The 12,671-nt window shown below is 42.5% G+C and carries 10 protein-coding genes; 6 read left to right on the top strand and 4 right to left on the bottom strand.

The genetic code is table 11. The features are described 5' to 3' along the window. Positions 1–14: 14 nt before the first annotated feature. The 3 genes from KDW99_RS07535 to KDW99_RS07525 form a co-directional block, all read right to left on the bottom strand. On the bottom strand, positions 15–2,402 hold the full coding sequence (locus KDW99_RS07535) for a glycoside hydrolase family 31 protein (RefSeq protein ID WP_255828686.1): 2,388 nt from the start codon (positions 2,400–2,402) through the stop codon (positions 15–17). Positions 2,403–2,446: 44 nt separating this feature from the next. Continuing rightward, the gene (locus KDW99_RS07530) at positions 2,447–3,745 is read right to left on the bottom strand and encodes a TRAP transporter large permease (RefSeq protein WP_255828685.1); all 1,299 of its coding nucleotides are present in this window, start codon (positions 3,743–3,745) and stop codon (positions 2,447–2,449) included. Positions 3,746–3,826: 81 nt separating this feature from the next. After that, positions 3,827–4,297: a TRAP transporter small permease gene (locus KDW99_RS07525; protein WP_255828684.1), complete on the bottom strand. Its 471-nt coding sequence runs from the start codon at positions 4,295–4,297 to the stop codon at positions 3,827–3,829. Positions 4,298–4,495: 198 nt separating this feature from the next. Between KDW99_RS07525 and KDW99_RS07520 the strand changes: the two genes are divergently transcribed. The 6 genes from KDW99_RS07520 to KDW99_RS07495 all read left to right on the top strand — a co-directional run bounded on the left by KDW99_RS07520 (position 4,496) and on the right by KDW99_RS07495 (position 11,838). Beyond that, positions 4,496–5,488 carry a TRAP transporter substrate-binding protein gene (locus KDW99_RS07520; protein ID WP_255828683.1) on the top strand — a complete coding sequence of 331 codons (993 nt, stop codon included), beginning with the start codon at positions 4,496–4,498 and terminating at the stop codon, positions 5,486–5,488. 144 nt (positions 5,489–5,632) lie between these two features. Next, positions 5,633–6,409: an FCD domain-containing protein gene (locus KDW99_RS07515; protein WP_255828682.1), complete on the top strand. Its 777-nt coding sequence runs from the start codon at positions 5,633–5,635 to the stop codon at positions 6,407–6,409. A gap of 247 nt (positions 6,410–6,656) precedes the next feature. Beyond that, on the top strand, positions 6,657–8,150 hold the full coding sequence (locus KDW99_RS07510; protein WP_255828681.1) for a sensor histidine kinase: 1,494 nt from the start codon (positions 6,657–6,659) through the stop codon (positions 8,148–8,150). After that, positions 8,143–8,568 (top strand): response regulator, encoded by a 426-nt coding sequence (locus KDW99_RS07505; protein ID WP_255828680.1) that lies wholly within the window; start codon positions 8,143–8,145, stop codon positions 8,566–8,568. The genes KDW99_RS07510 and KDW99_RS07505 overlap by 8 nt, the downstream gene beginning before the upstream one ends. A gap of 13 nt (positions 8,569–8,581) precedes the next feature. Then, on the top strand, positions 8,582–10,300 hold the full coding sequence (locus tag KDW99_RS07500; RefSeq protein ID WP_255828679.1) for a GGDEF domain-containing response regulator: 1,719 nt from the start codon (positions 8,582–8,584) through the stop codon (positions 10,298–10,300). A 254-nt stretch (positions 10,301–10,554) separates the two neighbouring features. Next, positions 10,555–11,838, top strand: coding sequence for a 2-hydroxycarboxylate transporter family protein (locus KDW99_RS07495; protein ID WP_255828678.1), 1,284 nt, complete (start codon positions 10,555–10,557; stop codon positions 11,836–11,838). A gap of 111 nt (positions 11,839–11,949) precedes the next feature. Here the strand turns inward: KDW99_RS07495 and KDW99_RS07490 are convergent, their stop codons facing one another. Further along, a complete protein-coding gene (locus KDW99_RS07490) occupies positions 11,950–12,567 on the bottom strand; it encodes a TetR/AcrR family transcriptional regulator (RefSeq protein ID WP_255828677.1) in 618 nt (205 codons plus the stop codon). Between the last annotated feature and the right edge of the window lie 104 nt (positions 12,568–12,671).

Raw genomic sequence — 12,671 nt, 5'->3', positions numbered from 1 at the left:
GTCATTTCCTCGGCTTAGGCCATTTCGCTTAGGGCAACAGCTTGAGACGCATCGACTCGCTTGCCGTTGACATAGAAAGGACGCAGCTCATTTTCTGGCAAGGCAAAACGTACTTCGTTGTAAGCCGGTTGCCATTCACCTTCACGGGATACTGTTAGGTCGATACGTTCAAGATCGGATTTCAACGTCATATTCAGCTGTAAGTATTTGCCGTCTAAATAACCCGTTGATAGTCCGTCGTCATCAAACACGGATAAATCACGTTGTCCTGCTCCTTTGAATGGAAAAACCAGGAACTGTCGTTGTGTGTCTTTTTCTGCATCCACATGAGCAATACGACGACTAGTAGGAATCACACTACCAGCACGAGCAAGCAGAGGAATCTCTTCTAGTGCCGCTGACAAAGTGATGTTTTGTCCACCCGCGTACCAAGTTTTGCGGTGAAAGTCGTACCAACCTTCGCCATTATCAGGCAAATATACAGGACGAGTTCGCTGTCCTTGCTCTACGACAGACGCAACCAATAGATCTTTACCTAGCATGAAGTCATCGCTTTCTTCATAAGTACGAGCATCGTCTTCGTGGTCTAAGAAGGTTGCACGTAGCATAGGCTCGTGATGTTTATGTGCCTGCCAAAGCAGGTCATACAAATAAGGCATCAAACGGTAACGAAGCGTCATAGCTTCTCGAATAATCGGCGTTACTTCTGGGTACATCCAAGGTTCGTTAACCGTTTTATCATCGTTCCAAGAGTGAATAGTGAAACGAGGATGCATGACACCGTTTTGCACCCAACGTACGAACAATTCTGGATCTGGACGATCACCAGAGAATCCACCAACGTCATGACCCATGTTGTACAAGCCAGAAAGGTTCATACCAACACCCATGCGTGTGTTGTAACGCAAGGTTTGCCAGTTAGTGCGATTATCACCGCTCCATGTTTGCACATAGCGCTGCATGCCTGGGCAACCAGAACGAGAGATCAAATACGGACGCAAGGTCGGTGCAAATTCCGTTTGTGCTTCAAAAGACGCACGCATCATAAGCAATGGCTGCAATGGACGAATCAGCTTGATTGGCGTTTGTTTGCCAAAGCCAACACAACGAGCGTTGCTGTCCCACACTTCGTATTCGTTGTTATCATTCCAAGTGGAATCAATGCCCTTTTCAAGCAATTGCTCGGTGACATTCGTTTTCCACCATTGGATGGTTTTTGGGTTAGTGAAATCTAGGTGCGAGCCGGAGTCATCCCAAAACTGGGAAGATTCAGGTGAATCGAATTCAGAATCTTGAATGAATAAATTCTCTGACGCCACTTCATCAAAACGTGGATGATCTTGCAGTAAACAAGGCTTGATGTTGGCTGCTAGTTTAAGACCCGCTTGATGAAAGTCTTCACTCAATTTAAGTGGGTTTGGCACCTTACTGGTGTTCCAGTTAAAGACGTAGCGCTTATTGCCAATCGAGGTATAGCCAGACGAAAGCTGGAAAGAATCACAAGGCATACTGTGATTGTCACAATGCTTAATAAAGTCGCCTAATTGCTCTTGAGCGTTTTCCGCATCCGTATAAAGCATGGTGGAACCGCTGTAACCAAGGCTCCACTTAGGACCAAAAATAGTACGGCCTGTTAGGTTCACATAGGTTTTGGTTACATCAACGACTTTTTCACCGTACATGAAGTAGAAATCTAGATCACCTTCGTCTGCGTGGTAACTACGGTAATAACCGTGGTAGTTATCAAGCTCATTACCTAAATCAAACCAACTGGTTGACAAGTTATCGTAGAAAATACCGAAGCTCGCTTGCTCGGTTTTCGTGATGTAAAAAGGAATATGCTTGTACAATGGATCGGTGTTTTTCGCATCGTAACCCATGGCATCGATATTACGCATTTGGTAGCGAGAACCGTGACGATTCAGGTCACCGGTTTTCTCGCCCAATCCGTAGTATTTTTCCGACAGGTCTCGCGCCATATAATGATGAATGTCGTTGCTTTGTACGCCCAACATATAGGCGCCGCTTTGACGGTCTGCCGCAAGATACTGCCATTCACCGGACGCGTCGACGTATTCCCATGTGAGTTTCAATGGTTTCGACAGAGTCACTCGAAGTGATGCAGAAGCAATACTTAGCTGATCATCCTGCTCTGACACGTTAAATTCTGGACAAGTAAAGCCTTCCGTACTCATACGGTCGCGCCCTTCCCAGCCAGTTTCACTGTCATTAGGGGAAACACACCAGCTATTTTCAAGCTGTAATGTGTCGTTCTTTTTCAGTAAGACACGAATCACGTTGGATTCTAAAACAAAAAAATGTAATACGTGGCGATCGTCACACTGAACATCTACACGGTTGCCTTCAACACCTAGAAGCTTCCAATTATTAATCGGCTTCATAAATATATATCTCCAAATATCGTTAAAATTTGCAAGCTTCTAAACTAGTACCCAAGCAAAAGAGAAGGTAAAAACAGAGTAATTTCTGGAATAAAAGTCACCGCCATTAGCGCTACTAGAAGCAAAGCAAAAATAGGTAATAATGGCTTAATCACTTGGTCGATTTTCACACCACTTACAGAGCAGCCAACAAACAAGGCACTGCCAACAGGCGGAGTACAAATACCAATACATAAGTTAAACGTAATGATGATGCCGAAGTGAACTGGATCGATTCCTAGCTCTTGCGCAATAGGTAAGAAAATAGGCGTGAAAATTAACAAGGCTGGTGTCATATCCATGAAAATACCGACAACAAGCAAAATTAAGTTAATAATCAACAAAATGATAATTGGATTATCAGACAGGGCCAGTAATGCATCACTCACGGCGTAAGGAATGTCTCCATTGGCCATCGCCCAAGCCATCGCCATAGATGCCCCAATCAATAGCATGATCATAGAAGCCGTCATGATGGAACCCAGAATAATGCTCGGCATATCCTTAATGGTTACTTCACGATAAATTAGCGCTAGTAGCAAAGAATACACAACCGCGATCGCAGAGGCTTCCGTGGCCGTAAAGACACCACCAATAATCCCCCCCATGATGACCACAATCAACCCCAAACTAGGCAAGGCTCTTAAGGTGACAATGCCAGCTTCGCCTAAAGAAACTTTTTCGGATACTGGGTAGTTTTTCTTTTTAGCCACCACAGCAACAGCTAACATGACGCAAGCGCCCATCAACAACCCTGGTAGATAACCCCCAAGAAACAGTGCACTAATAGACGTGCCGCCCGAAATAAGGGAGTAAACAATCAAGGCATTACTAGGTGGAATTAATAGACCTGCAGGACTGGAGGTAATATTGACGGCTGTTGAAAAAACAGGATCGTAACCACTCTTTTTCTGTAATGGGGCCATGGTGCCGCCAACGGCTGCGGCCGCCGCCACCGCTGAACCAGAAATCGATCCAAAAAGCATATTTGCAATCACATTTACATGTCCCAAAGAACCCGGTAAACGCCCAGCTAACAATTTAGAAAATTCAATCAACCTTAATGCCAAGCCACCTCGGTTCATTATATTGCCAGCTAGAATAAAGAACGGAATGGCCAATAAGGTGAAACTGTCCATCCCTGAGGCAAGCTTTTGTGAAACAACAGAAAGTGAAGCATCAAAAGGCAGCGACACCATAATAGACAATAACGAGGCAATCGCGATGGAAAAGGATATTGGTACACCAAGTACCAACATAGTGAAAAAACTACCGAATAAAACGAGTGCAATTAACCATTCCACGTTTTTTTATCCTTATTATTAGAATTTTAAACCACTAAATAAGGTAACGAACAAACGCTACCGTCTAGCATGTAGAGATTTTTAATTTTGTGTTGGAGCAAAAAGATCTCGTAATAGATAAAGAATCATGCAGGCACCACTGATCGGTATTGCCGCATAGACCCAGCCCATTTCCAAACCTAACACAGGAGAAAGCTGCCCATTACTGAGTGTTTTCAGCACCAGAGAACCACCGCCAAACACCATAATTACAACGGCAAAAAACAAACCGATTAAGGTAATTGCCATTTGCAGCATGACCTTTTTTCGGCCCTCTAATGCCAGCAGCATAAAGTCCATCGCCAAATGTTTTTTCTTTCCTAAAGTAAATGCTGCGCCTAACAAACCCACCCAAATAAATAGAAATCGAGCCATTTCATCTGTTGACGTACTGGGCGCATTCAAAACATAACGAGAAAAAACCTGCCAAACCACACAAGCCACTAGAGTCACCATCAGGGCCACGCAAATAGTCGATAGAATGCGGTCTACCACTTGAATAAATTTCGTCATTTTCCACCTCCAGAAGGGATAAAAAGCCCACAATAGCTTCCACCAATCGACGACATATTGAACCAAACATAGATTTTGGTCAACTAAATGAACTCAATTGGTTGACCAAAAACAACCCACATGCAATTATGCCAATTCGCACACACACACTTTGATAATCTAAAGCATTATAAAAATACCAAAACGGAGATTTACAAAATGTTAAACTTCAAAAAAACTAAGCTAAATTTAGCTTCTGCACTTTTGCTAGGCGGATTAATGGGCACTTCATCCATGACCTTCGCTGAAACAATTAAGCTTAGTCATAATGGCGATACAAAATCCCCTGTTCATAAAGCACTAAAATTCTTTGCTGATGAAGTAAAAGAAAAGTCCGATGGGGATTTAAAAGTACGCGTCTACCCAAATGGACAATTAGGCACTCAGCGCGAATCTTTAGAATTATTACAAAGTGGCGCGCTCGACATGGCGAAATCAAACGCTAGTGAGCTTGAATCATTCGATCCAGCTTATGGCGCATTCAATATTCCTTATATTTTTAGAGACCGTGAGCACTTCTATCGCGCATTAGAAAGCGAAGACGTTGGTCAGAAAATTTTACGCTCTTCTGCAAAATACGGCTTTGTTGGTGTTGCTTATTTTGATGCAGGATCTCGTAACTTTTATACGTCCAAGCCTGTACACTCTCCTGCCGATTTGAAAGGCATGAAGATTCGTGTTCAACCAAGCCCAAGCGCAATAAAAATGATGGAGCTGATGGGTGCATCTCCTACACCACTTCCATTCGGTGAATTGTATACAGCTCTTCAACAACGCGTTGTTGATGGTGCAGAAAACAACATTGGCGCTGTTACCACTTATCGTCATGGTGAAGTGGCTAAATACTACACTCGTGATGGTCACGCGATGATTCCTGATGTGCTAGTTATTAGCACTAAAACATGGGAAAAACTGTCTGATAAAAACAAAGCAGCAGTATTAGCCGCTGGTAAAGATGCCACCGCTTATATGAAAAAGATTTGGGGCGAATACACGGATGAAGAGTTGAAAAAAGCAACTAAAATGGGTGTAGAGATCATTGATGTTGATAAAGACCCCTTCATTAAAGCAGTTGCTCCAATGTTTAAGGAAGCCGAGCAAAACCCTGTTATTGCTCCTTACGTAAAAGCTATAAAAGCACTCGACAAATAAGCAAAATCAAGCGACTCTTATATTATTGCTACAGTAGTTAATGCCACTGTAGCTGGAATAAGAGTCGCTCATTATTTGAACATTTTCTTGTAACACATCTATCTCTATTCTTTTCATCGAATTGGCTCAATAAAGTAGAAAGCTATGATAAATACTCTTGTAAAACCAAAGCGCCTATACCAAGAGGTGGGACTTAAGTTATACGAGGAACTTAGACAAGGCGAATATAAGGTTGGAGATCGCTTACCTCCAGAGCGCGACATTGCCGAGCAATTAGGTGTCAGCAGGACACTACTTCGTGAAGCATTAATTATGCTTGAACTAATGGAGATCGTTGAAGTCCGTAAGGGCAGTGGTATTTATCTTTTAAAGCAGCCAACCAGCATTAAGTCATCAGATAAATTTGAAGAATCTCTAGACAAAGATGATGTTGGCCCTTTTGAAATGATGCAAGCAAGACAACTGCTTGAAAGCCACGTAGCAGAATTTGCCGCTACCCAAGCGACTAAAAAAGACATTATCAAAATGCGCGATGCCTTGGAGCTAGAAAAACAAAACATTGATTCAACAGATCAAGATCATGCTGCCGACAAACTGTTTCATTTAGCCATTGCTGAAGCGACACAAAACAGCGTACTCGTCGATCTAGTTGAAAACCTATGGGAACGACGTGAAAACAGCCCAATGTGGAAACAACTTCATTCCCACATCAAAGATCAAGCTTATCGCAAACAATGGTTAGTCGATCATGAAAACATTCTACTTGCTATTCAACAAAAGAAACCGGATATAGCACGTATGGCGATGTGGCGTCATTTAGAAAACGTAAAAGATACCTTAATGTTGCTGTCTGAACATAAAGACCCAAATTTTGATGGCTACCTTTTTAGCACCAATCCGGTGCAGCTTCCCTGTAGCTAAGAGGGTAAAAATAAGCCCTCTTGAGTTCATCACGACTCCTTCCTTGACCTGCTAAATTACTAAAATGTAATCTCCCCTAGGCTGATAAATAGACAACCTAGATCGTTATTTTTTGTTCTTAACACTCACTCACGCCATCATATTGTAATAGATACTTTTTTTAACAAATCTAATCACCTGTTCAATTGCCGTTCTGACATTCATAGTCTATCTATAAATAGAGTCTTTCTTACTATTGGAATATATGATGGATCATAGTGAAGTCGCTGAAAGCAACAATAACTTAGAAAACAAAAAGTTAGTTAATAATACCTTTTTTCAACAATTAGTCAGTTGCTTACCCATGGCGGCTATGGTGGTGAGTACTGACGCAAGAATTCTTTTTATCAATGGTACTCTTTCTGAAGTGCTCGGTTATTCACCTGAGGAGCTATTAGGCCAAGGTATTGATTTTTTACTCCCTACCGAATTTCAAGCAAATCACAAAAAGCTAATGATGCAGTTTTTTAGTGCACCTCGTAAACGTCAAATGGGGGCAGGCCAAGCTCTTTATGCTCGAAGAAAAAATGGTAAACACATTCCTATCGAAATTGGCTTAAACCCCATAGAGCAAGAAGGACTAACTTTTGTCTTAGCTACCTTGATCGACCTCACAACGAGGCAACGAGCAAGTAACATGTTCCAACGCTCAATTCAGAATGCCCCCCACGGCGTCTTGGTGATTGATGCTAAAGGCATTATTCGTTTGACTAACAACGCACTCTGCCAGTCTTTTGGTTATAGCTCTGATGAACTCATCAATCAGCCGATGGGAATGCTTCTTCCGCAACGTTATCGCAAGCATCACGATCATTTACGTCACAGCTTTCACCAAAGCCCCACCCCCAGAATGATGGGCGTGGGTCGAGACCTTACCGCCTTACATAAAGATGGACGCGAGTTTCCTGTTGAAATAGGGCTCAGCCCATTTGAAGACGAAGAAAACAATGAAATGGTGCTGGTTTCTTTATTAGACATTACCAAGCGCAAACGCTTGGAACAGGAGCTGCGTGAAACCAATACCAATTTAGAAGAATTTACCTACGTCGCATCTCACGATTTACGCTCTCCTCTACGTGGTATTGCAGATTTATTAGAATGGGTGAAGGAAGACCTTGGGACAGACACATTGCCAGATGTAACAAAGAATTTAGACAGAATTAATGTCCGTATTCAACGCATGGAGCAACTCATTGACAATCTGCTGACTTACGCCCGCGCTGGGAAAGCCGAATCCATCACACAAGACATTAACGTCGATAGCCTATTCGATAATATTTTTGAGTTACTAGAAGTGCCTGACGGCATCACGATTACTCGTAACATTAATATAGAACATTTCACTTCAACATGGACACCACTTGAAACCGTGATGCGTAATCTCATTAGTAATGCCATAAAACATCATGATCAAGATACCGGTTCTATTGCCATTGGCTGTGTCGCTGAAAACAACCTTTGTCATTTTACTATTTGCGATGATGGACCAGGTATTCCAGAAGCCGCGTTCTCTCGTATTTTTCGCTTATTTCAAACCGTTACATCGAATGAGCGCAGTGGAACAGGAATTGGTCTATCCGTTAGCCGTCGTTTAGTAGAAACCCACGGGGGACGTATCAGTGTTGAAGCCAATAAACATCAGCGAGGCGTCACTTTTCATGTATGGTGGCCACGATTCTTAAGGAGGGATACTCATGATTAACGAATTAAGCGTACTCGTTGTTGAAGACGACGATGTTGCGTCAGAATCAATTACACGTAGCCTAAAGAAGGTATCGCCAAACATAAACCTAGTCTATGCAGAGCACGGCAAAGTAGCCATTGAAATTCTTAAAAACGAGCATCCAAGTCGATTTTTAACCACGCCCTATGTGGTTTTGCTAGATTTAAATATGCCCGTCATGAATGGTTTCGAGTTTCTGGAGTATGTTCGTGAGGATCCATCCCTTCAAGATACCATTGTTTTTATCCTGACCACCTCGAATGATGACAATGATCGCACAAGAGCTTATGACAATAATGTTGCAGGCTACATGGTCAAATCAGCCGTCGGACCTCAGTTTGCAAAACTCGCGGCCTTAATGGATGCCTATCGAAATGCTGTCGAGCCAAACCGTTAAATCTGGAGGTATCATGGAAGTACTAGAAGCCATTGAAGGTCACGCCCTTAAATTGTTAATTGTCGACGACGATGATGTTGATCGCGAACGTTTACGCAGAATGTTATCTAAATCCGATATAGAAACCACTATATCGGAAGCCTCTTCGGTAGAAGACTCCATGGACTTTCTCCGTAGCGACGAATATGACTGTGTCATTGTTGACTATCGATTGGGGTTAAGCTCTGGACTAACATTACTGAATAACATCCGAACCACGATGGCCAACCATTGCGCTGTGATTATGGTAACAGGCTTAGGAGACGAAGAAGTAGCTGCCGAAGCTATGCGACTAGGCGCAAGTGATTACCTACTAAAAAGCCAGTTACAAAGCCCACAACTTATTCGCGCCATCATTAGCTCTATTCATCGAGCAGAGTTGGAAAAAAAGCTCCATGATATGGCACATTATGACAACTTAACAGGCTTAGCCAGCAGGCCCTTGTTACTCGAAAATTTACAACAAGTCATCATCAATCAGGACGCTGCAGCCGTCGCCTTTCTGGATTTAGACAATTTTAAACCCGTGAATGACAATTACGGCCATGGTACAGGCGATTATGTTTTGGTGACTATTGCGAACCGGCTAAAGCAGATAATGCGTAAAAGCGATACGCTTTCTCGTATTGGTGGTGACGAGTTTGTTTTATTACTGCGAGATGTATCTTGTAGAGAAGAATGCAATGGCTTCCTGAATCGCCTTATTGACCTAATCAATACGCCAATTGAGCTGGATGAATTTGACTGCCATGTTCAAGTTTCGGCGAGTATTGGCGTGGCTCTGGTGTCAGATGATGCCTTAGATGCCGATACGATTCTTCGTCGCGCCGATCAAACCATGTACCAAGCTAAAAACTTAGGATGCAACAACATTCTGTTTTTTGACCCAGATGAGGAACGTCGCCAATATGCACGAAGAACAATGTTACAAGCTGCGGAAAAAGGCATTACAAATTGTGAGTTCGAGCTTTATTATCAACCTCAAGTAGATATGCTAAATCATCAATTAGTCGGCGTAGAAGCGCTAATTCGGTGGAATCATCCTATTATGGGCTTCCTACATCCGGGAGACTTTTCAGAAGTATTAGAACACCCAAGTACGGGAATTCTTATTGGTGAATGGGTGATTCAAGAGGCACTACGCCAACACGCACTATGGCAGAAGAACGACCTAGTGATTAGCGTAAACATTGCCCCTGCCCACTTACTCAGTAAAGGGTTCGTTCCACGCTTAAATCAGCTATTAAAAAGTATTCCCGACATCAATCCGAATTTATTGGAACTTGAAGTCTTAGAAACCGTGTCAATTCAAGATATTAACAACGCTGTAGAGGTCGTAAGAGCATGCTGTGAATTAGGCGTTCATATAGCACTCGATGATTTCGGGACTGGTTATGCATCGCTCAGCTATTTAAAGCAATTGCCATTGAATACGCTAAAAATCGATAAGAGCTTTGTGCAAAATATTTTATCCAATCAAGAGGATCGCTCTATTGTCATGTGCATTGTCGCGTTAAGCAAAGCGTTTAACTACCACCTGATCGCGGAAGGCGTTGAATCTTTGGAACACGAACAAGCTCTTATTGAAATGGGCTGCCTACGAGGACAAGGATACTTCATAGCTAGACCCATGCCTGCTGACAACATGACACAGTGGATTGAATCATATAACGAAAAAAACAACCTCCACTAATCCACTTTTTACTGCATACGTTTCAATACATAACGCCGTCTTGTTAATAAATTAACAGCGGCGTTTTAATGGCCCACAGCAAGCAGCATCATGACAGAACACACCCAATATTGTGCAAAACCCCACAAAAACGCCTCTTACTAAAGTTTCAAAACTGCTTTTTAGTTTCATTAAAGGAAAAGTAACTTCCGCTTAGATCGAAGGTTGGTAGACTGCGCCACATAATCAAAACAAGCAAAAAAAGAGAGTCTACAATGATCACTAATGATGTAATGACGGTGCAGGATCAACGCACTAGTAAAATCATATTAGCTATTGCTGCTATCACTATTTTATTAGCCACCTTTGCAGGCATGATGCCAGGCGGAATGATAGGAGCCATAGGGATTATGGTTATTGTTGGCTTCATCCTTAACTACATTGGTGATAGAACACCGATTATCAATCAGTTTTTTGGTGGCGGTGCCATTGTCGTTATTTTCGGCTCGGCCTACTTATTCCACAGCGGCCTATTCCCTTCTAGCGCTGAAAGCAATGTCACGACCTTCATGAAAAGCGGTGGCTTCTTAGCTTTTTATGTAGCAAGCCTTGTGACTGGCTCTATATTCGGAATGGATACTCAAACCCTTAAAAAAGCCGCCTTAAAATACATTCCTGTTATTTTAGGATCCGCTTTCTTTGCGTGTATCTTAACGGGTCTAGTAGGCATGTTAGTAAGTAAAGATTTTTACGATTCGGTTATGTTGATTGCACTCCCTATTATGGGTGGTGGCATGGGCGCTGGTGCCGTTCCTTTGGTTGAGATCATGTCTGGAAAGACTGGCATGAACTCTGAAACCTTGATGTCTCAAATGGTACCAGCACTGGCTATAGGTAACGCCATTGCCATTGTTATGGCGGGCTTACTTCACAAACTGGGTCAAATAGCACCAAGCCTAACAGGTAACGGTCAACTTATTCGTGGTCAAAAGACTACTGAGGAAGAAGAGCAAAAAACATCATCGCTGAATGTCACAACTTTAGGGGTTGGTGCATTACTAGCTGTTAGTATGTATTTCATTGGCACCCTACTATCAAATTACATCAGCATGCACACTTATGCACTAATGATCCTATCTATTGCGATCATCAAAGTATCTGGCATCATGCCAAAAGCATTAGAGCAAGCTGCCTTCTCTTGGTATAAGTTTGTCGTAGGAAACCTAACCCCTGCTTTATTAGTAGGTATCGGTGTGGCTTATACTGATTTAAACCAGATCTTAAACGCATTGTCTCCTATGTACTTCTTACTGGTATTAATCACAGTACTGGGTGCGGTAATTGGCGCAGGTTTGATTGGTTGGCTAATGGGCTTCTACCCTATCGAAGCCGCTATCACAGGTGGTCTTTGCATGGCTAACATGGGTGGTACAGGCGACGTAGCGGTTCTTGCGGCGAGTAAGCGTATGGAACTGATGCCTTTCGCACAGATATCTTCTCGAATTGGCGGCGCCTTCATGCTGATTCTTGCGACTCTAGTGGTTCAAGCTATCGCGTAAAGTACATTACATTGAAGTCAGGGTCATCAGAACCTTGACTTCAATCCATCACTCCTTGAATAAATCTACCGCCTCTCCCTTCTCTAAAACAATTACAGTTCAAGCTTACAACTAAACAGGTCGAACCAAAAAACGCTCCAATAAAGTCACTAACTCCGTTGTTAGGGCTGCTTCACCGAGCATATGAGGTCGACTGGATATCACTTCATTTATCACCGCATCAATAGATACACCAATAATATAAATCGACAATTTCGGGTCTGGCACATTCACCATGTGAGGTTCTAAGATAAATAACAGCTGATCACGTAATTCGGTTGCTTCATCTAAAACGGACCTCACTGTAAACGGAATCTCTGTATTAAGAACTTTGTGAACCTCGGGCTCCATTTGGTGCTTTTTAACAAGCACGCCAATAATCTCCGTAAGTACTTCTCTAAAAGTAAGCCCAGCTGGCAAATTACTAAGGGTATCAAACAAGTCTGCACGCATGTCATCAGAATGCCGTTTTTGCAATTCTGCAACGATCGATTCTTTATTGGGAAAGAATTGGTACAACGAACTAATGTTCACACCCGCGCGCTCTGCAATAGCGTTTGTCGTAAAACCGCCCCATCCTGACTTCATCAAAATGTAAGTAGATGCTTGAATAATAGCATCCACTGTTGCCTTAGAACGCTTCTGTACAGGCATTTTACGCGACTTTGAGGGCTCTTTCTTGTTGTTCAAAACATGCTCCTGAATGCAAGTTTTCAAAATTAAAGTAATAACTTACTATTTATTCATGGGAATGAACAATAAAACAGATACTCAATTAACCAAAAAACTAAACT

Origin of the sequence: Marinomonas rhizomae (assembly GCF_024397855.1) — a bacterium.
Taxonomy (GTDB): domain Bacteria; phylum Pseudomonadota; class Gammaproteobacteria; order Pseudomonadales; family Marinomonadaceae; genus Marinomonas; species Marinomonas rhizomae_A.
This window is presented reverse-complemented; position numbering and strand designations above follow the sequence as displayed.